At 50.0% G+C, this 23,428-nt stretch carries 21 protein-coding genes and 1 pseudogene; 12 read left to right on the top strand and 10 right to left on the bottom strand.

What is annotated here, in order from left to right; translation table 11 throughout:
* Positions 1-15: 15 nt before the first annotated feature.
* Entirely contained in the window at positions 16-1,500 is a 1,485-nt protein-coding gene (locus IPF95_06740; GenBank protein MBK6474393.1) for a T9SS type A sorting domain-containing protein, read from the top strand.
* A 70-nt stretch (positions 1,501-1,570) separates the two neighbouring features.
* Here IPF95_06740 and IPF95_06735 read toward each other — a convergent pair whose 3' ends face one another.
* Together IPF95_06735 and IPF95_06730 are read right to left on the bottom strand one after the other, a co-directional pair.
* A complete protein-coding gene (locus tag IPF95_06735; GenBank protein MBK6474392.1) occupies positions 1,571-2,191 on the bottom strand; it encodes a hypothetical protein in 621 nt (206 codons plus the stop codon).
* Positions 2,192-2,421: 230 nt separating this feature from the next.
* On the bottom strand, positions 2,422-2,985 hold the full coding sequence (locus IPF95_06730) for a type 1 glutamine amidotransferase (GenBank protein ID MBK6474391.1): 564 nt from the start codon (positions 2,983-2,985) through the stop codon (positions 2,422-2,424).
* 408 nt (positions 2,986-3,393) lie between these two features.
* On the opposite strand from IPF95_06730, the pseudogene IPF95_06725 reads away from it, so the two are divergent.
* Positions 3,394-4,923 (top strand): annotated as a pseudogene (locus IPF95_06725) (IS1182 family transposase).
* 242 nt (positions 4,924-5,165) lie between these two features.
* Here IPF95_06725 and IPF95_06720 read toward each other — a convergent pair.
* Entirely contained in the window at positions 5,166-5,657 is a 492-nt protein-coding gene (locus tag IPF95_06720; GenBank protein ID MBK6474390.1) for a hypothetical protein, read from the bottom strand.
* Between the two features lie 329 nt (positions 5,658-5,986).
* Here IPF95_06720 and IPF95_06715 point away from each other — a divergent pair, with 329 nt between their 5' ends.
* Both IPF95_06715 and IPF95_06710 read left to right on the top strand, forming a co-directional pair.
* Positions 5,987-6,214 (top strand): CsbD family protein, encoded by a 228-nt coding sequence (locus IPF95_06715; GenBank protein ID MBK6474389.1) that lies wholly within the window; start codon positions 5,987-5,989, stop codon positions 6,212-6,214.
* A 272-nt stretch (positions 6,215-6,486) separates the two neighbouring features.
* On the top strand, positions 6,487-6,720 hold the full coding sequence (locus IPF95_06710) for a hypothetical protein (protein MBK6474388.1): 234 nt from the start codon (positions 6,487-6,489) through the stop codon (positions 6,718-6,720).
* Positions 6,721-6,961: 241 nt separating this feature from the next.
* On the opposite strand, the gene IPF95_06705 is transcribed toward IPF95_06710, so the two are convergent.
* From IPF95_06705 to IPF95_06680, 6 genes are all read right to left on the bottom strand, one after another.
* Positions 6,962-7,726, bottom strand: a complete 765-nt coding sequence (locus tag IPF95_06705; GenBank protein ID MBK6474387.1) for a hypothetical protein — start codon at positions 7,724-7,726, stop codon at positions 6,962-6,964.
* Positions 7,727-7,917: 191 nt separating this feature from the next.
* Complete coding sequence (locus IPF95_06700; GenBank protein ID MBK6474386.1) at positions 7,918-8,685, bottom strand: hypothetical protein; 768 nt, start codon at positions 8,683-8,685, stop codon at positions 7,918-7,920.
* A gap of 93 nt (positions 8,686-8,778) precedes the next feature.
* Entirely contained in the window at positions 8,779-9,447 is a 669-nt protein-coding gene (locus IPF95_06695) for a response regulator transcription factor (protein MBK6474385.1), read from the bottom strand.
* Positions 9,419-10,201, bottom strand: coding sequence for a hypothetical protein (locus tag IPF95_06690; protein MBK6474384.1), 783 nt, complete (start codon positions 10,199-10,201; stop codon positions 9,419-9,421). The genes IPF95_06695 and IPF95_06690 overlap by 29 nt, the downstream gene beginning before the upstream one ends.
* Positions 10,194-10,838: a hypothetical protein gene (locus tag IPF95_06685; GenBank protein ID MBK6474383.1), complete on the bottom strand. Its 645-nt coding sequence runs from the start codon at positions 10,836-10,838 to the stop codon at positions 10,194-10,196. Before IPF95_06685 ends, IPF95_06690 begins: the two co-directional genes overlap by 8 nt.
* 36 nt (positions 10,839-10,874) lie before the next feature.
* Positions 10,875-11,648: a hypothetical protein gene (locus IPF95_06680; GenBank protein MBK6474382.1), complete on the bottom strand. Its 774-nt coding sequence runs from the start codon at positions 11,646-11,648 to the stop codon at positions 10,875-10,877.
* A 747-nt stretch (positions 11,649-12,395) separates the two neighbouring features.
* On the opposite strand from IPF95_06680, the gene IPF95_06675 reads away from it, so the two are divergent.
* The 6 genes from IPF95_06675 (at position 12,396) to IPF95_06650 (ending at position 20,282) form a co-directional block, all read left to right on the top strand.
* Positions 12,396-13,031 carry a TIGR02594 family protein gene (locus IPF95_06675; GenBank protein ID MBK6474381.1) on the top strand — a complete coding sequence of 212 codons (636 nt, stop codon included), beginning with the start codon at positions 12,396-12,398 and terminating at the stop codon, positions 13,029-13,031.
* A gap of 32 nt (positions 13,032-13,063) precedes the next feature.
* A complete protein-coding gene (locus tag IPF95_06670) occupies positions 13,064-13,855 on the top strand; it encodes a C1 family peptidase (GenBank protein ID MBK6474380.1) in 792 nt (263 codons plus the stop codon).
* Positions 13,856-13,929: 74 nt separating this feature from the next.
* Positions 13,930-14,973, top strand: a complete 1,044-nt coding sequence (locus IPF95_06665) for a hypothetical protein (GenBank protein MBK6474379.1) — start codon at positions 13,930-13,932, stop codon at positions 14,971-14,973.
* Positions 14,974-15,101: 128 nt separating this feature from the next.
* On the top strand, positions 15,102-16,916 hold the full coding sequence (locus IPF95_06660) for an amidohydrolase family protein (GenBank protein ID MBK6474378.1): 1,815 nt from the start codon (positions 15,102-15,104) through the stop codon (positions 16,914-16,916).
* A gap of 1 nt (position 16,917) precedes the next feature.
* Positions 16,918-19,305: a TIGR02646 family protein gene (locus IPF95_06655; GenBank protein ID MBK6474377.1), complete on the top strand. Its 2,388-nt coding sequence runs from the start codon at positions 16,918-16,920 to the stop codon at positions 19,303-19,305.
* An 8-nt stretch (positions 19,306-19,313) separates the two neighbouring features.
* Positions 19,314-20,282 (top strand): hypothetical protein, encoded by a 969-nt coding sequence (locus IPF95_06650; GenBank protein ID MBK6474376.1) that lies wholly within the window; start codon positions 19,314-19,316, stop codon positions 20,280-20,282.
* A 130-nt stretch (positions 20,283-20,412) separates the two neighbouring features.
* Here IPF95_06650 and IPF95_06645 read toward each other — a convergent pair whose 3' ends face one another.
* Positions 20,413-20,697 carry a hypothetical protein gene (locus tag IPF95_06645; protein MBK6474375.1) on the bottom strand — a complete coding sequence of 95 codons (285 nt, stop codon included), beginning with the start codon at positions 20,695-20,697 and terminating at the stop codon, positions 20,413-20,415.
* Positions 20,698-20,988: 291 nt separating this feature from the next.
* On the opposite strand from IPF95_06645, the gene IPF95_06640 reads away from it, so the two are divergent.
* Both IPF95_06640 and IPF95_06635 read left to right on the top strand, forming a co-directional pair.
* Positions 20,989-21,558: a hypothetical protein gene (locus IPF95_06640; protein MBK6474374.1), complete on the top strand. Its 570-nt coding sequence runs from the start codon at positions 20,989-20,991 to the stop codon at positions 21,556-21,558.
* A gap of 827 nt (positions 21,559-22,385) precedes the next feature.
* Entirely contained in the window at positions 22,386-23,396 is a 1,011-nt protein-coding gene (locus IPF95_06635; GenBank protein ID MBK6474373.1) for a WYL domain-containing protein, read from the top strand.
* Positions 23,397-23,428 lie beyond the last annotated feature (32 nt).

Here is a 23,428-nt window from a genome sequence, read left to right as displayed (position 1 = left end):
TAAAGGACACAATACATGGTACGGATCGTATTAGCTGGACTGGGTTGCCTTTTGTTCATTTCAGCCAGCACGCAATGGGTCGACTGGAGTAATCAATACCCATACGCGGGAAGACGTGTCTATGCGCATACCATGCACCGTACCAGCGATGGGAACTTATTGCTATGCGCCAGTATTCATGGTGGTTGGACAACCGGAAGCGGGATTCCTTTCGAGGACCCACCCCTCGCTACGTACTTACTGAAAACACAGCCCAATGGCGATACCCTGTGGACCCAACGGATCGATTCGTTGGTGCCCTACACTATTTCACATGTTGTTGATCTATTCGATGGGAATACCCTGATCGCCGGAACGGCAAGCATGAATTGGACCTATTGTGGTTTTGCGTACTCGACCATCCCTATGCCCCAAGTTTTCGCCATGAAGATCGATCAGCAAGGAACTATTCTCTGGAGGCATGTGTACGACCTACCCTGCGCCAGAATATTGGCCGACGCATGGGAAACGGACGATCAGGAAATACACCTGCTTGCTCTGGATACCCAAGAGCCGAACATCGTGGTCGGTTATATTCAACCGACGTGGTTCGAGAATTACACGTTGGATACACAGGGTAATACCATTAACATGGCTATGATCCAGGAGTCCGATCCTTTCTTTGGGGCCTGCATAGGTAGTGCGGGTCACCGGGCAGGGCGTTATTTACTGGCCACAGCGTTGGACACGGTGGGCCAGAATAACAGCTACGTAAGACTTGGAAAGCTGGACGATGATGGAGTTCCGCTGGGTTTTGTAACGGTAACCGATTCCTCGATCAGAACGGTCGTGGACATTATAACTACGGTGGATAATGGTCTGTTGATGACGCTGAGCAACGAATACTCAACTAGTCGACTGATCCATACGGATACACTTGGTGCCACCTTATGGGATCGCCAGTATGCCACCCGGTTTCAACAAGCGCTGTCCTTGTCGGACGGTACGTACTTGCTCGTTGGAACAAGCGGAAGCTTTGTGACACCGGACATGAATCAACTCTGTGTTACTGCTGTAGCGGCCAATGGCGATTCCATTTGGTCACGGGTTTATGGCGACTCGCTCCGTGACCGGGGAACGAGCATGCTGGTGACCAATGATGGTTTCGTGGCGTTCGGGACGAAGGATATGTATTCGGGTTCTGTACCGCCCCGTCTATTCTTGACATGGGACACATTAAGCAGCACCGTCGGAATTGCCGAGTACCAACTGAACAACGAATTACTTCTAATCTACCCGGTACCCGCTGACCAACAGGTGCGCGTACAAATACCACCACTTGCAGGTCCAATTCACATAGAGGTGATCGATGCCACTGGGAAAATGTCACACCAAGAGCAGATAATGTCCGGTGCGCGTGAACACGTGCTGTATGTTAGCGACCTTTCAAACGGAAATTATACAGTGATAGTGAGAACCGTTAAGGAGCTGCTTGTTGGCCGTTTGGTCGTAGCGCATTAGAACCAACCAATTACTATTCTCACGTTTTACACGATATACGTTTCGCTGTAGTCAATAGTATCACATATCCTCAGAACCGGAACCGCACCCCAGTACCCGGTTGCAAAAAGAAAACGAACGGATCATCGAACAGTTCCATGTACACTGTTCCATCCGCAAAGAGGGATACCGGCGCTTTCGGGAAGGTGTATTCTATACCAAGAACGGCATCAATTCCCAAGTCGACACTGCTCACACGCTCATCGCTCACATAGATCCAGTCATTGTCGTTCGGTAATTTGTAGCGGTAGCTGAACCGATAGCTCGCAACATGTGCTTGCCCTCCGAAACCGAAATACCAACTCAGACCATTTACATTACCAATAGGGTTCTGAATAAGGTAATGGACCTGCACCCCGATCGGCACCGAAGTACCGTACCCCAGGAACTCGTGCTTATCGTAGTTATAGCCACGGCGATCATACCACCGCTGATATTGCCTGTTGTAGAAACTGTTCCCTGTAAAGAACTGGGCGCGTCCGACGCTCACTTCAAGGGCTTTGTTGTTCCAGTAGTGTTTCAAGGTCAATCCGCTCGGATCGCCTAGCCGGAAACCGATGCCCCAATTCTGTGCAGCGGCGGAAGTACCCATGAGAAACGAAGCAAAAGCGAGAAGTTTAATGGAATAGCGCATGTGAGGAATTTTATTCATGGTACTCAAGCAAATGCTATGCCCCGCATATTTCTTAGTATGCCCTGTTCGGATGCTCTATCAACGCGGCAAATGTTCCCCATTGTGCTTCTTGCTTTACCCGTTTTCAACACGCGCTCAACTAGAACAGTGTTAGCCATACGATTTACGCGGAAATCACTCCATTACGAGATCACAAAAAGGCGCCACCCGGATCCGAATGGCGCCTTTATCTTTTTAATATCCCAGCACTACGCCGTTTGTTTCGCGTGCTTGCCTTCTGCAACTTCTTCTACCAATCTGGCATTGAATGCAGGGAGATCCTTGGGCGAGCGGCTGGTCACAAGACCTTCATCCACCACTACTTCATCATCCACCCAGATCGCGCCGGCATTTACCATATCGGTTTTTATGCTCTTGTAACTGGTTATGCCTCTACCTTCCAGTACGCCTGCTTCTGCAAGCATCCACGGACCATGACAAATTGCGGCCACGGGCTTTTTCTGTTTGAAGAATGCCTTCACGAAGTTCACGGCATCGGCGTTGGCGCGCAATAGGTCCGGGTTTATCACTCCGCCGGGAAGAACCAGGGCATCGTACGCATCGCTCGTCGTCTCTTTCACGGTCGTATCCACTTCGATCGACCCGTGCCAATCACCATCTTTCCATCCTTTGATGGAACCACTTTCCAGTGATACGATGTGGGTGGTTGCACCGGCTTTTTCCAATGCTTCCTTTGGGCTGCGTAGTTCACTGTCCTCAAATCCGTTCGTTGCCAGTATGGCTACTTTCTTTCCTTTCAATTCGTTGTTCATTGTATGTGTTCTTTAACTGTTCGTGTATGTTGATCGTGTTCACGTCACCCTGTAATTCCGGGTGCAACGCCGCGGTCCGGTCGTGGTGCGCGCGGCTGCTTTCTGGGTTTAATTGGTGGCGTGTGCTCTTTCTTCGGAACCGTTCGATCACCACGTTCTTGGGGTTTCATTGATGGCTTTTCCATGATGCCTATACTGGAACATAGTTCATGCCGAAGGGTGGAAGCCGCATGCATAGGCACTTCCTTAAAAATACCCTGTGCGAGAATTCCCCGATCATGCGCAACACCGGCAACACCTTCAACCAAAAAGAAGGGGCTGTCTCAAAAGAGGCAGCCCTTTTCATTTTGTTGAAAAGCCGTTGGAAGTTGATCTTGACAACTCGTTTTGGGTGATCGACCTTCGGGCATGGCTTCACAAAGAAAAGTCGTGTTCAAGGACTACGACCCGAGTCAAGCGATGCTCTTGCCACCATCGTTGGAAGAACTCATCTCAAAGACACATGCCGTACGTGTAGTTGGTTCGGTTATCGACCAGATCGACATCGGTTCGCTGGCCGACACGTACAAGGGTGGCGGCACCTCTAGTTACCACCCGCGTATGTTGCTCAAGGTATTGGTCTATGCTTACCTGAACAACATCTACTCCTCGCGTAAGATCGAGGCAGCGATCCAGGAGAACATCCATTTCATGTGGCTTGCCGGGATGAAGCGTCCGGATCACCACACGGTCAATCGGTTCCGTGCCCAGCGGCTCAAGAACCACATCAAAGAAGTGTTCAGCCAAGTGGTTCTGTTGTTGATGGAAGCGGGTCATGTGGATCTCAAAGCAGTGTACACCGATGGCACCAAGATCGAGGCCAATGCCAATAAGTACACCTTCGTTTGGGCCAAGAGCATTGCCACCAACAAGAAGAAAATGAAAGCCCAGTTGGAGGAGCTCTGGAACTACACCCAAGGAGTAGCCGCTGAAGAACTACAGGGCGATGACCCCGGTGAGATGGAAGAACTCGACCCGAAGAAAGTGGCCCAGACCATTGATGCGATCAACGCCGCGCTCAAGGACAAGAAGATCGATCCGAAGACCAAGCAAAAGCTCTCTTACGCCAAGAGGAACTGGCCGGACAACGTGCGCAAGTACAAGATGCAAGAGTCCATCTTGGGCGAGCGCGGTAGCTACTCGAAGACCGATCGCGGAGCCACCTTCATGCGCATGAAGGACGACCACATGGGCAACGGACAACTCAAGGCCGGCTACAACGTGCAATGGAGCACCCAGAACCAGTTCATCATACACTACAGCCTACATCAGGACACCACCGACACCAAGACACTGATCCCCACTACAAGGAACTACAAGCCCAGTTGGGCAAACTGCCCCAAGCGGCTGTGGTCCGCCGCATGGCGGAGCTATGGCTCGGAGCAGAATTACGAATACTTGGAAGGCGAGGGCGTGGAGGCTTTTGTGAAGTACAACTACTTCCACCGTGAACAACAAAAGAGCTACTGGGAAAAACACCCCTTTGTACAAAACAGACTCCACTACAACGCTGCAAGGAACGAGTATACCTGCCCCATAGGCCAGCCCATGCGGCATATCGGTGACCAGCGCTCAACAACAAAGGCCGGGTATGTGCAAACCGTATCGCGCTACCAAGCAAGCAACTGCGCCACATGCCCCATGAATGGTGTTTGCCACAAGGCCAAGGGTAACCGGATCATCGAAGTGAACCATCGGCTTAACGAACTTAAAGCCCAAGCCCGAGAAAAGCTCACCAGCGAAGAAGGTCTAATGCACCGAAGCGCTAGACCGGTGGAAGTGGAATCGGCCTTCGGTAACCTCAAGCAGAACAAAGGCTTCACCCGGTTCATGCTAAGGGGACTCGATAAAGTCGCCTTGGAAACCGGACTACTTGCAACTGCGATCAACCTGAAGAAGTTGGTCAGGATCCTTCAAAAAAGGGCTGAGGAACGTCTAAAAAGTGCCTTGGGTTCGGTCCTGTCCTTTACACGGGCAAGGCCGCAAATAATCCCGATCTGGTAGGTCTCTGAATCAGCACCACATCCAATCCCCATCAAAACAAGAAGGGGCCATCCCTTTCGAGACAGCCCCTTCTGATCTTCTCCCGAACGTTCAACGGGAGTGATGATGTCAACTTTCACCTCAACATCATATTCGAATTAATGTCCGTCCTTGTCATGGTCGGCATCGGTCTCCGCATCCACCTTTTCCTTTTGGGTCTCCCACCAGGACTTCACTTCTTTCGAGGTGTTCTCGGCATCGGACTTGGTCATATCCCAAGCATCGGCGGTCGCATTCTCAACGTTACCGATCTTCTCGTCCAACATGTTCAGCTCCTTGGTCAATTCAGCTTTCATTGCCTCCTTGTCCGCTTTCACACTTGGCTTGATATCCGTATTCGCAAGGTCCTCATTCACCTCCGCGAGCTTGTTGTCAACCTTCGTGCGCAGGTCGCGTAGGTCGTTCATGATCTCCGTGCGTTCGGCTTGCCAATCCCGTGCGGTCGTCGCGTCGATCGCTTTGTCCTCGATCTTTTCCACTTTATCATTCATCTCGTCGCGCTGCTCTGCTGGCGTGTTGTTGCAGCTCACTACAAGAAAAGACCCGGCTACTAGCGAGGCCATTATCAAATTGCTCTTCAACATTTTCATTTGGTTGGTGTTTTTAAGGGTTCGCTGGGTTCATTACCATTCGCGTACCGATCCTTTACGAATAGGCGTCGGCGGCATACACACCCTATCTACGTAAGCGTGTAGCACGAACAAGAAGATCACGAGGTCCGTGCCGGAATGAACGCATCATGTGGAACCTACACCCCAACGTGTGGCTTGGTTCCACAATTCAGGAACGCCAGAGCAAGGTGCCGAATGCCTCGTAAGCCCCGCGTACAGTGGGCATGACCACCCTTACGAACTCCATGGCATGGCACGTGCACCCATTAAAGTGTTAACACGAATCATTAACTAAAACCCCAATAAAGATGAGCACACCAACCGAAGACAAGTTGAAAGGCAACTGGAACGAACTGAAAGGTAAACTAAAGCAGAAGTACGGCGAGTTGACCGATGATGATCTGACCTACGCTGAAGGAAAAGAGGATGAGCTATATGGTAAGATGCAGCAGAAGTTGGGCAAGACCAAAGATCAAGTGCGCGATATCGTAGAAGATATGCGGTCTGCATTCAACAAAGAAAAACAGGCGCACTGATCGTGCCGATCACCTCAGTACATGAACTTGCTACAAAGCAAGTAGCAAGAAATAGGAATAGGCGGTCTGCGGGAGCAGACCGCCTATTCTCATTCAACACCATCATGATCCCGCGAAACACAACGAACAAAATAAAAACTAAAACAGGAATGGATCGTCAAGAAGCGATCAATCAATGAAAGGAACAGATCTTGCAGTAGCTATGCACAAGAACATGGCACGCGAGTAGTACCTTTGAATATGCCGTGTAAATAATACCAACCACCATCACCATGAAAAAGCAGAAGCACACACCCGTTAATCCGAACGTTGCTGCGGAAGGTGTACCAGGATTCCACCACGTAAAAGGGCCCGGCGGCTACTACATGGCGAGCATGAAAATGGATGACGATGAAGTGGAATTAGGACGAGTGGATTCCGGCACCGGCGAACAACCCGGCAACTTGGAAGAGACCTCCGAATACATATCGGAGCGGATCAAGCCCTTCCCACCGAAAAAGGGGTGAATCTGCTATCGCTGGATCGTCACGTTCGCATCAAACCTTCACCGGATCTCATACCTTCGCCTGGTCTCCGCTTCAGGACCCTGCGACTCATCAAACCTTTGCCTGGGCTTCTTCCTTCCGGCAGCGACCCAGTTTCTCATTGGCGCAATGAACAGCAACTGCGGGGTCCTCTTTGAGATACCCAGCAAAAGCTTGAAGCAGCGGTTTGAGGTCGCACGCGAACTGACCTCCAACTCCCTATCTAAGGTACTTGTATCGCCTGTTCGTAGATGACGATCCTGGAAGCAGTCACATGGTTCAGCTTCCACCAGCCCAAGCGCTCACTGCCGTTACCATCCACCATCGCGAAGCCTATATACAGCACCTCACCAAGTGGTAACAGGAAGCAATCATTAATTGTTTCCGACACGATCTGATAAGGAGGTTCATAGTTCGGAGTTGATACTCCTGAATTGGTGCGCCTTAATTGTATTGCATCCGCGTAGAATGCATCCTCACTGGTGAGCATGTAGTCAGTGTGGAACCACAGGATCTTCGTAACGTTCGGTACTATGGAGCTGATCTGATCAACCAGTGCCAAGCGCCGACAGGAATAGACACGGTGGATCATGGATACACTGACCGTATCGTCATGAACGAATGACGTATCAGAACGTTGAAAACTGCGCAGGGTAGCATTCGCATGTTGGCTCGTCAGGACGGAATAGGCCTGGAAACCGCCACCCATGGAAAAGTTCGTTTGCAGAAAGATCTGAAAGTCCGTGATCCCATCCGCATCCACGTCCATGTCATGCGTGACCGATTGGTTGATCATCGGTTCCAGAACGACGGAATCTCCGTTGATCAGCATATTGTCCACCAACCCGAAGGTGATCGTATCACCCACGTTGATCGTTGTCTGCACCGGCGAGGGACCGCTACCCGCAGGATCCTCAATTCCATGTTCCTTTCGGCATGAAGTGCTGAGAATGATCGCACAGAAAATTAGAATGCTGGAGTTCTTCATGGCATGGGAGAATATGTAAATGTATGCACTGATGCATTGTGAATGCGTTGTTGAACTACACGATCAATTCAACCTTCGCCGTCGCACCAAACCTTCGTCGGCTCTCCCCTTCAGGACCCTGCGACATATTCATCGGTGCCGCTGATACCCAACGTTTCGATGTACGCACACACGATCGTGTTCACACTACCCTACGGCGCTTGTATCGCCTGTTCGTAGATCACGATCCTGGAAGCGGTAACATGGTTCAGCTTCCACCAGCCCAAGCGTTCACTGCCGCTTCCATCCATCATCGCGAAGCCGATGTACACCACCTCGCCAAGTGGAAGCAGGAAGCAATCACTATCGCCTGTAGTCTGTATTTGGTAAGGTGGTTCATAGTTCGGAACGGGCGATGAATAGTTCGTGCGACGCAAAGCGATCGTATCCGCGTAGAACGCATCCATTACGGTGAGCTCGTCACCACTTTGGAACGGAAGGATCTTCGTAACGTCCGGCACGATGGAACTGATCGGATCCAATGGTCCCACCCGTCTGCACGAGTAGACCCGGTGGATGATGTTATCGACACTTACCGTATCATCATGAACGAACGTCGTATCGGGCCGCAGCAGACCGCGCACTGTGGCATTCGGATGCACGCTCCGCATAAACGAATAAGCCTGGAAACCGGCACCCAAGGAAACAGAGGTTTGCATAAAGATCTGAAAGTCCGTGACCCCATCCGCATCCACATCCATGTTATGCGTAAGCGACTGGTTTATGCCAGGCTGAAGCACGATCGAATCGCTATCGATCAGCATATTGTCCACCAGCCCGAATTCGATCGTATCACCGATGTTGGCAATACTTGTCATCGGCGATGGATCGATCCCCGGATCATCTTCGATCGCGATATCCTTCCGACAGGAGGTGCTGAGTAGGAATGTACAGAGAATAAGGATGCTGGAGGTCTTCATTGTTCGAAAGGGATATGTAAATATAAACATCGAGCCGCATCGCTATCCAATTGCTCTTCACACGTGAACAGCAGTCAGAAACACTAACTCCATTCACGCGTCCAACGGCAAAAGCCCGTGCCGCGCGGCGAAGAGCACCATGCCCACCTTACTCTTTACGTTGAGTTTCTCGAAGAGGCTTTTGCGGTAGTAATCCACGGTGCGGCCTTGGATGCCCATTAATTCCGCCACGTGTTCGTAGGTATGTTCTTCCGCTGCACATACCAATAGCAGGAACTCCATTTCGCGTGCCGTCAGTAGTCCACCCAGTTCTTCGCTTTGGCGTTCGTACACGGTCTTCTCTTCATTGGAATTCATCATGCCCTGCAGCACATCCTCGGTGTGGTAGTAGCCCGTCAACATCAAACTATCCAGTGCGAGCTTTAGTTCCGATGGCGGCGCTTCCTTCAATAGGAACCCGCGTGCACCGGAGCGTATCGCACGCACCATGGCATCTTCCGCCGCATCGAAGGTCAAGGCCAACGCACGCACCGAAGGCGCATTTTTCCGGAGCCAATCCATGGTCTCGAACCCGTTCATGACGGGCATGCTCAGGTCCACGATCGCGATCTGCGGCAAGTTGGTAACATTCAACGCGTCCACGAATTCCTTGCCGTTCGGGAAATCCATGGTAACCCGGTACCCTTCCATACTGTTCACGATGCTGGCCAGGCCTTTGCGCACCATGTGGTGGTCATCGATCAGCGCTACGGATGTTTCCATTGGGGAGAGGGCTAAATGTCCAGGAGCAACCAGTGCCCATGGCGGTCACCAAGGTAGCATCGTAACCGATCAGTGCGCAGCGGTTGCGGATATTCAGCAAACCGGTGCCCTCCGTTACCGCGAGCGGATCGAACCCGCACCCATCATCCGTAATGGATAGCGTGTGCTGTACAACGCCGCTCATGCGTACACGGATGTGTTGGGCATCCGCATGTTTCAGTGCATTGTTCAGCGCCTCTTGGAACGAGCGATAAAGAATGATCTTCGTATCCGTAGGTGGATCCAACGGATCATCTTCTATCTCCACCTCCACGTGCACCGTACGGATGCGCATGATGCGGTTGGCCTCATCGGTGATCGCCATCGCCAAGGTGCGGGTCTTCCACTTATCATTGTTCAAGGTCCTCCCCAACAACCGCACTTCGTCAATGGCTTCCTTCAAGGCCCCCATGGCCATGATGCGTGGCTCATCCGTATATTCCGGTACGGTGGAAAAGCCCATGCGCGCAGCGGTGAGCAACTGCCCCACACTGTCATGCAGCTCGCGACCGATGATGCTCAAAGTCTGTTCGCGCGAATCGCGATCCGCACTTACTACTTCCTGCTTGCGCCGAAGGTCCGCCTCGGCCATTTCAGCACGGTGCTTATGGCGCTTGTTCGCATTCACCACAAGCAAGAGTCCCGTGATGCTGATCATGATCACCAGCAGCAACGTGCCGATCAGCATAGCGAATATGAGCGAAGGATCATCCATGTGCGGTACTGCTTTCCAATTTACAGGCAAATGCAGTGATGGCATAACGCGTTACACACAGCATCGGCATGATCTGGTAGAGCCGTTGGGCAAGCGCATGGTCCTGCGCGTACACGCGATCGATGATGGTGAGGATCGGCGACATGCAACCGAAGTAGACCAATAGCCCCATGAAGAGCCAGAACCCTGGCACGAGCTGCAACGGCACAGCACTGGTCTGCGCCAACTGCCACAGCACGGCCATAAGCACCAGAGTAAGTACTACCGCGCTAAGCACGATACCGCGACCAAGAAATACGTTCGGGTCAGCGTCCCGGTCCATAAAATCCCATGCCATTGCACTGACCACGAGTGCTGCACCGATCGCTACCACCAGGATCCGTGCAGGCACCATCAGGTAGCAGATCCATAGCGCGATCAAGCAATCGACCAATGCGTAACCATTGTAGAACGCGGTGTTATTCACGCTTCGCCATGCCAGTGCAGCACCCATTAGTTCCATGAGCAGCCCGGCACCGATCAGCAGACCCACCACCCGGAACGCCGGTTGGCGAGGTACCGGTATCCGTAACCAAAAACCCAGCGCTATGCTCATGCTCACTAAGAGGAGTATCCTATTGATATCGGCTGCGCCCATGCCCAAGTATACCACATGTGCAGGAACCGCATGCGTTCAACAGCCAGGCCTGCGGGGTTGCCCTCTTTCCGGTAAATAAAGCAATGCACAATTCGGCGGGCAGAGCGAACCCAGATCCGCCCCCTTGTTCTTGAACTTCTCAGTGTGATCCACATCATCCAATTCCACCCCTACACCAACCCAACAGAGGCTCTGGTAAAAGTCCTTCTCCTCAATGCCACCGTGACCATCCTCTTTCCATGTTGCCGGCTCCGCAGCAGGCACCAGTTCCAGCAGGTCGCTCCCGGTCAATCCGTTCTCGGCGATCAACAGATCCAACTCACCCTCGTAGAGGAACGTGATGCTCGTAACATCCACACCCGACCGGAAAGGCTCCCACGTTGGGCCGTCCGTGCGGCGTTTCACCACCTCCTTCGTATACCGGTCGCCGCTATCCGCCAACCAATTCGTTATGGCATCAGGTGCACGCACCAAATGACCACCAACAATAACATAGTAGGTAGCGGTAGGCGTATAGGTGTAGGTATCGGCCGTGCCGTTTACCGGGTACATGCAGACGAACTGCAATACCAGATCCAGCGCGCCATTCCTATCCAACCCGAAGTGAACGGTGATGCCGCGCAGGTTCCCTTGCCCAGCCGCGCAAGTAGCCAACGAATCCAGCGCTCTACTGACATCGTCGACCGAAAAGCGCAGCTGGGGCACCACGATCGGTTGGGGAGAAGCAACCGGACCGCGTTGAATATGAAGGGAAAAATCACGCGAGATACACGTGAATTCTTTCTTGGGGACGTACCGGAACTGGGTCATGGAATGTGGTTCTATTCTGGCGGCCAAAGTACCGGCCCCGTTCGAGGTGGCACTGCGTGTTTTTCATAGGGGGGTACTCCCGAAAAACACGCAGTGCTATTCCAGAAATTATGTTACGGATCTCCCGACAAAATGCAACCCAACGAAAGCGCGTAATGCACCATGCAACCTCCTGCACAACGCCAAGCCGTAACCGACCGACCACCGATAACCATTGCTGTACTTGGATATTCCCCTCTATGTACCTGATCGTATCCTGCACAAAAGCACAACGAATTCATCGCAACGCGCAGAACGCAATACACATTTTCCGCGACAATCCGCACTGTTAGTATAGGTCTCCACCCCTATGATTTTTCGGGAGTAGTACCCTAGGGTTTTTCGGGAGTAGGCGCATTCAACAATGCGCTTATTTCGCCTTTGCAAAGAAGTTGATCACACCGATCATGGGTTCCTGGCCTGCTGACAGAAGAACCCGCACATGATCCTGCGACGTGGTGGAAGAAGTACTTGTGTAACACCAACAAGAAGTACCACATGAATGCACAATGGATCGATAGAAGTTTCTTGGATGGGAATGGGCGGGAGGTATTAAAGCCCGAATGCGCATGCGTACCATTTGCACTGCTTAACGTCGGCTTCAACTTGGTTTCTACTATAAACATATCCAGCTGTAATATCAGAATACCTGTAACTGGGTATTGTGAGCAGATCATCCTCTCGTGACTTTTGTTCGAACGAAACACCATGCCAACTCACCGCACCACCGCCTCTGTACTTCGCCTTCGCGAAGGCCCAAGTACCAATCGATCCATCATCGGTCGCCTACCGCAGCATACCGCATTGGACCTCTTGCAAGGACCGCGGAATGGTTGGGCGCAAGTGAGCGCAAAATTGCGCGATGGCACACTTACCGGTTGGGTAAGCACCACCTACATCGAACCGGTTGCCACCGCTCCACCGATAGATGAGCCTGCTTGGTTGAAGATCGCCCGTGCAGAGATCGGTGTTAAGGAATATCCAGGTCCTGAGCATAACCAGCGCATAATTGAATACCACAGTACTACAGGTCTCAAAGCAACCACCGATGAGGTGGCATGGTGCTCGTCATTCGTTAACTGGTGCATCACCAAAGCAAACTTGCGCGGCACCAACTCCGCCGCCGCTCGCAGCTGGTTGCAATGGGGCAAAAAAATTAACGAGCCCGTTCCCGGATGCATCGCAGTCTTCAAACGCGGCAACAGCACCACCAGTGGCCATGTGGCCTTCTACCTCGAAACGCGCGGTACCGGCATCATGGTGTTAGGCGGTAATCAGAGTAATAGTGTTTGTGTAAGTAGTTACCCGGCGAGTGATGTGTTGGGGTGGCGGTGGAGCGCATGAACGAAGCTTAAGTCAACAAATTCCTCAAAAAAATGGCAACAAAGAAATCACCTCCCCGCGTCCTCAATTGCCTTCCTTCATTGAACACCGCAAACGATTGGAACTTGCACACAGCACGTGCCGCTGGCGCACTACGCGCACCAGCACCACCTCCGCCTAAAAAAGACTTGCGAGAAGATTGGTGGACCATTGGCGACCAAGGAAGTACCGGCTCGTGCGTTGGCTGGGCTTGCGCCGAAGGTGTGCTGCGTTGGCATTTCGCAAAAGCCGGAAGGATCGCCACCAACCGTAGGCTTAGCACGCGCTTTACATGGATGGCCGCAAAGGAGATCGATGAATTCACCGACAAACCAACCTCATTCATTGAAAGCGATGGAACCAGTCTGAAAGCAGCACTCGATGTATCGCGCAAATACGGCGCAGTGCTGGATAGCGTGTTGCCTTTCGGTCGCGGAATACTCTATCCGGATGAGACCGATGTGTTCTACGCGATTGCTGCGCAGTTGAAGGTGATGCGCTACTTCTCATTAGGCCAAGACCTGAATGAATGGCGGCGCTGGATCGCCAACAAAGGCCCCATTCTCACCCGGCTGAACTGTGACAACGCCTTTATGGATGCGAAAGAGACACGGGGCAAACTAGCGCGCTACCGTGCCAGCGACAACCTAGGTGGCCACGCTGTCTCTATTGTCGGATACACGCCTGATCATTTCATCGTGCGAAACAGTTGGGGAACCACTCTGTGGGGAGACAAAGGGTTTGCTTACGCCAGCAAATCATACGCTGAAGCGGCGTTCACGGAATCTTATGGTGTAGAAGTCTAAATAATTGAACTGAAAAGTATATGACAATGAGACGAACAACAATTGCGATATTCCTGCTTTCAACCTCATGCACAATGTTCGCACAAACGGGGCCATTTGTTTTTCCAAACAGTGAGTCTCGGAAAAGCAACATAGACTTAACAAAAGTTGAACTGAATAAATTCCTTGAACCGTCTGATTCGTCAATACAAGTAAAGAGTGTATATGCATTTTTGAAAGACGATCGAGCCGAAAACAAGAAACACAAACAAGCATTCCGAAGAGCTTCGTTCCAAGCACTGGATAATGACCGCTCCGCCGATTCAAAAGAACTGATCGATTCACTGAAAGCCGCATATCGACAGCGAAGGCAGGATTTCCAGTCGTACAGAGAAGAATTGTTGCGCATCCGGTTCGATCCGGATGTAACAGAAGGGCTTTATGGCTTGGCGGTCCGGCGAATTGCGACGGAATATTTCTACGATGGTTTCAGTTCTGAAGAGGAACGGGGAAAACTCCTAAAGAATAATCTCCTCACGTATAGTGGGCAAGCACAGAAAGCATCTCTATACTCGGAGGTTGTTTATGATTATTTCGGACCAGTGCGAATGGGTTTTGGTGCGCTGATCAGCAACAAGACGAGTGAGCCAGATACAGTGCCAGTTTCAGACTCCAGCGCCACTTTCCAAGATCAGGTGCAACGTATTCTTGGCGGTGGCGGAAACGGGGTTTTGAATTTCGGTGTGCCAATTGTCGGATTTACCTCACTGAACCGTCGATTGTCCATTCGCTTGCATTATGCACCTCGATTATCCTTCGATCTTCCTAAGATCGGGGTAGACACAAATGTCGTTGGCCAAAACTTTGATAATGGTGCAGAAATGGTATTTTCACTTACTGGGATTAAGGATCGCATGGCTCTTTTTGGTCAAGTGCGCTATTCTCACATAAGTGGAAATGCTGTTTTTTGGCATAATCTTGATCGTACGTCAGAGGGAGGTATCGATCTTTGGCAATTCAGCGCAGGTTTAGCATTGAATAGCGTCGTTCGAATAGTGGCTAATTGGTATTCCGGAGATGATTTCGTGAAGAAGAATTTCCAGTTCCGGTTTGGTGTGCAGATAGTACCTAATTCTTAACTCCACAGATTTACGTTCCATTCGACCATGAGCCATCACAATAATGTGGTGGCAAGTCAATGCATTTCTGACCGATAGTACTGGCATCATAAGATCTCTATAAGTGATCAGTACGCACTGGATCAAAAATGAGTAAAGTGAAGGACCCCATAGTGAACTGCCACGTGCACTTGTTCAACAACTATCACGTGCCTCCAGAGCATGCAAAGGGTATTCTTCCGTGGCCGTTGTACAAGTGGGCGCGAATGGATTACTTCATGAAACTTTACGTGAAGTGCAACCGACGGAAGTATGCCGAGCGGTATGAACCGGCACAAGAAACCATACGCATAAACAAGGTAAAGGCGCAGAACAGGATCCAACGAAACAGCTTCTTGAAGTTTGTACGAGGTGCGTTTAATTTGATCGTTACGATCTATGTGTTATTATTCCTTTATGAAGTTTTGGTTGAAAGCACCTTCTATGGCGGGTCGAAATATATCGCGGCGTTCTTGGCGTTACTTGTAAAGTATAAATTATACTTTCATGAATTACACTGGGCGATCAAGACCATATTCGTAGCAGCAATTATTGCATTCATCCCAGCCGTTCGAAGACAGATCTGGTTCCTTCTACAAAAGTTTGTTCCAATGATCAAGAGCTTTCCTGCTACGGAGTACATGGACCTTTTGGAGCGATACGTACTTATCGCACGCTTCAGCTCTTATGGTTACGAGACGAAAAGTGCGAAAACCGGTGATGACCAAAGGCGACTAAGTCTACTCTTTCAAAAACTCCGGGCCCAGTACCCAGCCGAAACCAAATTCATTGTTCTACCAATGGATATGAAATACATGGGTGCGGGGAAGGTCCACCGATTAGGTGATTTCCACAAACAAATGGAAGGGCTTGTAAAACTTACCAAAGGTGAAGATCATGGACATCAAATACTGCCTTTCATCTTCATTGATCCACGCCGAATTCGTGAAGAGGATGACTTCTTCAAGTGGAAAGTAGAATACGGTAAAGTAGTCTTGCTTGAATGTAAAGTCCAGAAGTATCTAAGCAATGGTTGCTGCGGATTCAAGATCTACCCGGCTTTAGGTTATTATCCTTTCGATGAAGACCTATTGCCCGTGTGGGCGTATGCAGCTCAGGAAGGTTTACCGATCATGACCCATTGCGTGCATGGCACAATATATTCCCGAGACAAGATCACTGATGAAATGGCAAAGCATCCTGTCTTCAAGCGTTCAACCGGAATAGAGGACGCACATGACGATACGGTGATCGCACCCATTGACCTGTTGGAACTTCGCGGAATCGACTTTCAAAAGAACTACACACATCCATTGAACTACCTCTGCCTGCTGGATGATGACCTCTTGAGGGAGCACCTCGTGAGCTGCCAACCCCGAATTCAAACGTTGTTCGAAAAAGGTCCCGATGAAAAATTCCGATCACTTTCTCAATTGAAGATCTGCTTGGCACATTTTGGTGGTGTTGATGAATGGAAACGACATTTAGAAGCCGATAATGACCAGTACAACCAAGATCTGAACCTGCATGCTGAAAGCGGATTATTTCATCGATCGTATTATGACAACGAACACAAGCGCATCCAATGGACACGTGTCTACGCTCACTGGATGGAAGCTGACTGGTACACGATCATTTGCAGTATGATGTTGCGCTATGAGAACGTTTATGCAGATATCAGTTACATATTGCACGATCCGTGGATACAACCGTTACTGAAAAAGACGATCGACCATTCAGTGAAGAAACTCGGTGAACGGGTCCTGTTCGGTACAGACTTTTTTGTCGTGAGGAACCACCTATCAGAAAAGGAGCTCTATGCCAATATGCTGGCCGGCCTGAGCGAAGCACAATTCGACCTGATCGCCAGGACTAACCCGAAGCACTATTTGGCGAACACGTTCCACAGAATAGCACATAGTTAAGATGAGAAAACTGAACCGAAGTAAAGTATCTCCACCAGACCTACAGTACAGTACGGAAGGAGAGAAGACGTTCAATGAACTTCGGAAGTTTTATGCGCAACCTTTAGAGAAGCGAAGCCAGATAAGACACAAGGCTCCACAGTATTCTCGTGATGTAAACCGAGATCTTCTGGAAACCTCCAATAATGCATGTGCGTATTGCGAAGCACCCTTGAATGAAAAGACGGTACACATCGACCTGTACCGACCGGTAAAAGTGGAACCAAATGAGCAGGTTGGCGACCACTATTGGTGGCTATTGTTTGATTGGCAGAACATGCTACCCATATGCAATGAGTGCAGTTTTGCAAAGGGAGCACAGTTTCCCATCGCCGGAAAACGTGTTCCTATCAAGCATGCTGATGACCAGCCTCGGGGGAGTGCGCTCGAGAAAGAAGAACCGTATTTGCTGAATCCTTATGAAGACGATCCGGAGGAGTACTTCGACTATTCATCTAATGGAATGATAAAGCCTCGTTCCACTTTAGGGCACATGCAGAAGCGACGAGCCGAGGTGACCATTGAAACTCTGGACCTGAACCGGAAATCCGCCATCAATAGAAGGAGTGATATGGTTCACCGAGTTCGCGACTTGACAAAGTCTCTGGTTCTTAAAAAAAAGGGTGAGAAACTACCTCGAACCGTAGAAGAAGATCACTTCTTGAAAGGACTGATAGACCCGCAAAGTCCAATGCGGAATCTGAGTAACCATGTTCTTAAGGAGGACTTCGGACTAAAAATCCTCATTCAAGGCGACGGCCTGCACGTCGAAACAATAAGCAAAGGGCTCAATAAGCCTGGGTCCTTATTAGAAGCTGAGACCGGAGCGCGTACGAAACCGGGATCAACACGCGCTAATAAGGAGTCTCCAAAGAAGACGAGTTCCGAGGCGCAAAGAACTCCTCCGAAAACCGCCACAGAGAATGCGCCGTCCAAGGAGAAAGTCGCGCATCAAGCGCTGACCATTAGCAAATTAATAGTTGAGAATTACAGGATCTTCGAGAAGGCTGTATTCTTGATCCCCCAAGAACGCCCGAAAGACCTAGTAGACACAGAACGTGAACTGAACTTAGACTTGAACACGGAAACAGCGGGAGGCAATCAAGAGGAACGCCGGAAGACGATCGACGAAAACGGCTCCGAATCTCCACAACAGGAAACCTTTCGACACAGCGGTTGGAAAATGCTGCTGGGTGAGAACGGGTCAGGAAAAAGTTCGCTGCTCGAAGCACTTGCATTGATACTCAGCGGCAAGAAAGCCTTGAGTAAGATGAAGGAGCATTTCAGCACTAGCTTGAGGCGTGGAGCTACGTCAGGTAGAATTGAAGTCTACTTTCATCAGCGAACAGATCCTATCGTAGTGAACATCACGAATAGCGGATTAAAATGGGAGCAAGGTGAGGTCCCGAATATATTTCTTCGTGCATACGGGCCTGTTCGATTGCTGCCGCAAAAAGGCAAGAGTTCTGATCTGTTAGAGAAAAGGGGAGTGAATAAGAACATCCAGAACCTCTTTGACCCGTTCTATCCCATGGTAGATGCCGAAGAGTGGTTACGTACCATAGTGGTAAAGAATCAACAGCAGTTCTTCGATGTTTGTGTGGCCTTGAAGGACCTGCTGGATCTTACAGATAATTCTACACGTCTCGACTTTCAATTTGAAAACAACAAGCCAACACAATTCGGGCTTTTCGTGAACGGGTCATTCACCCGCTTAAAGCATTTTAGTGCGGGTTACAAGACCATGGTTGGTCTAGCCTGTGATATAATGGCAGGCAATCCAACGGATACGCATCAAATTAGAGGCGTGGTACTAATTGATGAGATCGGTGCACATCTGCACCCGAGTTGGCGCATGAGCATCTTAAGAAGATTGGAACAGACATTTCCGCTTATCCAATTCATCGCGAGCACCCATGAGCCACTATGCCTGCATGGGCTGGGTGCTGGTGAAGTAGCATTGGTCAAGAGAAATGTGGACGACCCTTCCATGGCTACAGTACACGACGACATGGATTCGCCGGCTGGCTTACGTTCCGACCAGCTCCTTACCTCAGAATTATTCGGATTAAGTACAACCCTGGACCCGCGCACAGCTGAATTCTTTGACCGCTATTACAACCTCATAGCGAAGGCATCGGCGTTAGATGATTCGGGTAAGGCACAACTGAAGGATCTACATGAACGACTCAACAGAAAGAGCATTCTCGGTAGTAGTCGGCGTGATATGTACTTGTTGAGGCTGATCGATGAGCACTTGATGAAGTCACCGACCAACGTACGATTTCCCAAACCCACTAAGAAGATAATAGAGGCTTTAACGGATGCTTCCTGGCGCCTGAACAACTGAGCTCTTCAATGATCAAACGAAAACGCGTAAATGCCCCGCAGGCACTTACCATAACCTCGGATGCCTTCAACAAAGAAAAGGAAGAGGTGGAAGCATGGCTTCGAAGCGATTTCCACAAGGACCTAAAGCCCGATTTCAAGCTTTACAAGCACGAAAAAGTGCCTGAGTTGTTGGAGCTTATGTTCCATGGTAAATGTGCATATTGCGAATCACCTTACACGCGCACACAACCGCTGGATATTGAGCATTTCAGACCCAAATCCGAAGTGCTCGTAGAATTGACGAACAAGACCGAAACTAAAGTAGGTGTATATGCTAAGCTCGCAATGGAATGGGATAATCTACTCCCTTCATGCATAGACTGCAATAGAGCGCGCTATCAATATGTGTATCGAAAGAACCCCATAGATGGGTCCTATCAATGGAAAAAGCTAAAACAAGGAAAGGCAAACTCTTTTCCATTGTTTGATGAAACAATGCGTGCGAGTGCGCCGCTGTTCGATATTTCAGGCGAACAATGTTTGTTGTTGAACCCTTGTACGGACGAACCTAGCAAATACTTGGAATACGATGACTCAGGAGTAATGAAGGCCATTGCTTTGCCCTCATCAGAGAACGTGATAAAAAGGGAGATCCATTGGCAAAAAGCGATCCGTTCCATTGAGATCTACGGCTTGAATAGAAAGGGGTTGGTCGATATGCGCAGAGAATACATTCTGCGATTAAAAATGCGTTTTGAGATGATCTTGAAATTGATCGACCTATCGAACGAGATCGGTAAGGATATCAGATCATTCAAGGATAAAGTACCAACACGTACATTGAACAAACTTGTAAAAAAGACCACAGGAACAATTGAGGCGATGATCGAGCAAGAGGTGGAATTGCTGATGCAACTGACAGAGCCGACCAAGCCTTACTCTGCTTTAGCCAAGCAATTTGTACAAGCTTTTGTGAACGAGTTCATAAAGGCTTGACAATTTACATTCCATCCAATGCCCATTGATCCATGGTCTGCAAGAATGGAAGCTCGTCTCTCGCGCCCCCCAGCAAAAAAAACGACCCAGCAAAAACAGCGGGGTCGTTCCATTCAAATGAGGGGCACACCTACACCTCACTGCCGTGATCCCAATGCCGATGTACCACGGTAAAAGGAGACATCGGATCGGATTCTTCTGCTATGCTGGTGGTTCTGGACATCGGTTCATAGCAGTCCGTGAACTGTAGTTCGGCGATGGAACCGTTGGACAATATATTCAGCCGGATCTCGCCGCGTTCCGGGCAGTGCACCAAGAGGGTTGCTTTGTGCGGAAGTTCCGCTTCGGGCGATGCGGGGTCCACCAGGTAAGCGAACTGCGCATCCGCTACCCATTGCGTAGTGCAGCGGCGCATTTTTAAACCCGCTCAGGGTCAGTCTGCCGCATAGCAGACGACCCTGCCACTCATACACCATCCCCGAACGGAAGAATCCTAGCACAACTGGCCGGGGTTCTTTTCATTTACTGTAGCCCGCACGCGGCCGCTCGAGGATGGGTTATGCAGCACGGGCAACGTTCGGATCACTCTTTACGCCTGACGCTGAGTGGGTTATCAGTCCCCGTGTTACAAGCAGGCATACCCCACGCAATGGCATAAGCACCTCTGTATCAAGTAAGTGTACTGTAACTTGAAGTATCGTTACACATGGTACAGGTACACATACTCACGGCACAAGTACATGTACTTACGGGACAAGTACATGTACTTACGGGACAAGTACATGTACTTACGGGACAAGTACATGTACTTACGGGACAAGTACATGTACCAACGGCACAAGTACATGTACTTACGGGACAAGTACATGTACTCACGGCACAAGTACATGTACTCACGGCACAAGTACATGTACCAACGGCACAAGTACATGTACCAACGGCACAAGTACATGTACTTACGGGACAAGTACATGTACCAACGGCACAAGTACATGTACTTACGGGACAAGTACATGTACTTACGGGACAAGTACATGTACTCACGGGACAAGTACATGTACTCACGGGACAAGTACATGCACTTACGGGACAAGTACATGTACTCACGGGACAAGTACATGTACCAAAGGCACAAGTACATGTACTTACGGGACAAGGCCATGTACCAATGGAACAAATACAGCCTCTTGCACCAGGCCTACATGAAGCAGTTCTGAACCACAAGTGTGCACCACGAGGCGCACGGTGCAAAGCACCATATAGTAATATGGTATAGGTAGTAGGTCAAATCACACCATCTTTACCTCCAAAGTTCACGAGCCGGAGATGGAGGCTTATGCCCCCTATAGTAATATGGTATAGGTTTGGGATAATTGCACCCCAATGATCATCTGGCAGCGAATGCAGTTCCGAAGGCGGAAGTCCAGACTAAGGTTCAATGTGCCCTATAGTAGTATGGTATAGATAGCGGACCATTTCACCTTTTACTTCCTCAAGTTCCCGAGGCACAAGCGCAATGCTGGTTCAGGTGAACTCCCTCAAGATCAATGGAATGCACTATTGAGCTTGGTGTCGGGTACCATTAAGTTTAGTGCGGGGTACCACCCAACTGGGTGCAGGGTACCACCCAACTGGGTGCAGGGTACCACCCAACTGGGTGCAGGGTACCATTAAGCTTAGTGCAGAGTACCACTAAGCTTAGTGCAGGGTACCACTAAGCTTAGTGCAGGGTACCACCCAACTGGGTGCAGGGTACCACCCTGCTGGGTGGAGGGTACCACCCAACTGGGTGCAGGGTACCATTAAGCTTAGTGCAGAGTACCACTAAGCTTAGTGCAGGGTACCACTAAGCTTAGTGCAGGGTACCATCAAGCTTAGTGCAAGGTACCACTAAGCTTGGCACAGGGTACCACTAAGCTTGGTGTGTGGTACCATCAAGCTTGGTGCAGGTTACCACCCAGCTGGCAGCGGAAGATTAATTTGCTCTATGCAATTGATTTTTGAAAAGTGAGCGCAGAAGCATTAGTCCGTTTTTTGTATTTCTGAAGGACCATAAAAGACGAGGCTGGTAACACCGTTCAGCCCTAATTTCAGCCACCCGAGATGCCCGTAAATAAGAATGCCCTTATTCGCTATCAGACAATGGACCGTTGCTTTGCGAACCGTGGGCGCGAGTATTTCATCGAAGACCTGATGGAAGCTTGCAACATGGCGTTGGAGGAGTTCACCGGAGCAGGTGCAAGCATCAGCCGCCGCCAAGTTTTCGAGGACATCAAGTACATGGAGAGCGAACAAGGATGGGCTATCCCGCTGGAGAAACACAAAGACGGAAAGCGTACTTTTTACCGGTACAGTGACCTTGAATTCTCTATCAACAAGCGACCGCTGAACGAGAGCGAAGCGGAACAATTGAAGGAGGCGCTCTTAACGCTGAGCCGATTTAAGGGCATGCCGCAGTTTGAATGGGTAGATGAATTAGTTGCTCGGTTGGAAGCTGGTTTCGGGCTGAAACAAGGGGCTGCTCAGGTCATCGAGTTTGAGCAGAACCCGTATTTGAAAGGTGCCGAGCACATTACCACATTATTTCATTCGATCATCAATGAGCAAGCCTTGGAAATATCTTACCAAGGCTTCAAGCAAAATGCGCCTAGCATTGTGTTGCTCCATCCGTATTACTTGAAACAGTATAACAACCGTTGGTTTGTTTTTGGTCTTGAGGAAGAGGGGCGTATTGTCAATATGGCCTTGGACCGGATCCGGGATATTGTACCCAGTAAGGTGAAATACATACCGAACGATGAGGTGGATTTCACGGAGTATTTTGAGGATGTTGTTGGTGTAAGTGTACCTGCGGATCAAGAAGCTGTTGTTGTCAAGATCCAAGTCACGGATAGACTTTGGCCTTATTTGGAGTCAAAGCCTATACACGGTTCGCAGAAAGTAGTGAAGAGAAAAGACGGCGGCGCGACTATTCGTTTAGAAGTGAAGCTGAACTACGAGCTACAAGCCTTGTTGTTATCTTATGGAGAAGGGCTACAGGTTATTGCGCCGGAAGAACTACGCCAAGCGCTGCTTTTGCGGGTGATGGAAATGAAGAAGAACTACGCGAAATGAACTGTGCAGATAGACTGCACAGGTGACCGGGA

The organism is Flavobacteriales bacterium, from assembly GCA_016704485.1.
GTDB lineage: Bacteria > Bacteroidota > Bacteroidia > Flavobacteriales_F > PHOS-HE28 > PHOS-HE28.
The sequence above is the reverse complement of the archived record's forward strand: the minus strand, read 5'-3'. Positions and strand labels throughout refer to the sequence as shown.

Excerpts from the sequence above, each read along its gene's own strand:
- IPF95_06665 (MBK6474379.1), top strand. The coding sequence starts at position 13,930 with ATGTTCGCACAAACGGGGCCATTTGTTTTTCCAAACAGTGAGTCTCGG.
- IPF95_06695 (MBK6474385.1), bottom strand. The coding sequence starts at position 9,447 with ATGGAAACATCCGTAGCGCTGATCGATGACCACCACATGGTGCGCAAA.
- IPF95_06645 (MBK6474375.1), bottom strand. The coding sequence starts at position 20,697 with ATGCGCCGCTGCACTACGCAATGGGTAGCGGATGCGCAGTTCGCTTAC.
- IPF95_06730 (MBK6474391.1), bottom strand. The coding sequence starts at position 2,985 with ATGAACAACGAATTGAAAGGAAAGAAAGTAGCCATACTGGCAACGAAC.
- IPF95_06700 (MBK6474386.1), bottom strand. The coding sequence starts at position 8,685 with ATGAAGACCTCCAGCATCCTTATTCTCTGTACATTCCTACTCAGCACC.
- IPF95_06710 (MBK6474388.1), top strand. The coding sequence starts at position 6,487 with ATGAAAAAGCAGAAGCACACACCCGTTAATCCGAACGTTGCTGCGGAA.
- IPF95_06740 (MBK6474393.1), top strand. The coding sequence starts at position 16 with ATGGTACGGATCGTATTAGCTGGACTGGGTTGCCTTTTGTTCATTTCA.
- IPF95_06650 (MBK6474376.1), top strand. The coding sequence starts at position 19,314 with ATGATCAAACGAAAACGCGTAAATGCCCCGCAGGCACTTACCATAACC.
- IPF95_06640 (MBK6474374.1), top strand. The coding sequence starts at position 20,989 with ATGGTACAGGTACACATACTCACGGCACAAGTACATGTACTTACGGGA.
- IPF95_06690 (MBK6474384.1), bottom strand. The coding sequence starts at position 10,201 with ATGGATGATCCTTCGCTCATATTCGCTATGCTGATCGGCACGTTGCTG.
- IPF95_06675 (MBK6474381.1), top strand. The coding sequence starts at position 12,396 with ATGCCAACTCACCGCACCACCGCCTCTGTACTTCGCCTTCGCGAAGGC.
- IPF95_06735 (MBK6474392.1), bottom strand. The coding sequence starts at position 2,191 with ATGAATAAAATTCCTCACATGCGCTATTCCATTAAACTTCTCGCTTTT.
- IPF95_06705 (MBK6474387.1), bottom strand. The coding sequence starts at position 7,726 with ATGAAGAACTCCAGCATTCTAATTTTCTGTGCGATCATTCTCAGCACT.
- IPF95_06635 (MBK6474373.1), top strand. The coding sequence starts at position 22,386 with ATGCCCGTAAATAAGAATGCCCTTATTCGCTATCAGACAATGGACCGT.
- IPF95_06670 (MBK6474380.1), top strand. The coding sequence starts at position 13,064 with ATGGCAACAAAGAAATCACCTCCCCGCGTCCTCAATTGCCTTCCTTCA.
- IPF95_06720 (MBK6474390.1), bottom strand. The coding sequence starts at position 5,657 with ATGAAAATGTTGAAGAGCAATTTGATAATGGCCTCGCTAGTAGCCGGG.
- IPF95_06660 (MBK6474378.1), top strand. The coding sequence starts at position 15,102 with ATGAGTAAAGTGAAGGACCCCATAGTGAACTGCCACGTGCACTTGTTC.
- IPF95_06685 (MBK6474383.1), bottom strand. The coding sequence starts at position 10,838 with ATGGGCGCAGCCGATATCAATAGGATACTCCTCTTAGTGAGCATGAGC.
- IPF95_06715 (MBK6474389.1), top strand. The coding sequence starts at position 5,987 with ATGAGCACACCAACCGAAGACAAGTTGAAAGGCAACTGGAACGAACTG.
- IPF95_06680 (MBK6474382.1), bottom strand. The coding sequence starts at position 11,648 with ATGACCCAGTTCCGGTACGTCCCCAAGAAAGAATTCACGTGTATCTCG.
- IPF95_06655 (MBK6474377.1), top strand. The coding sequence starts at position 16,918 with ATGAGAAAACTGAACCGAAGTAAAGTATCTCCACCAGACCTACAGTAC.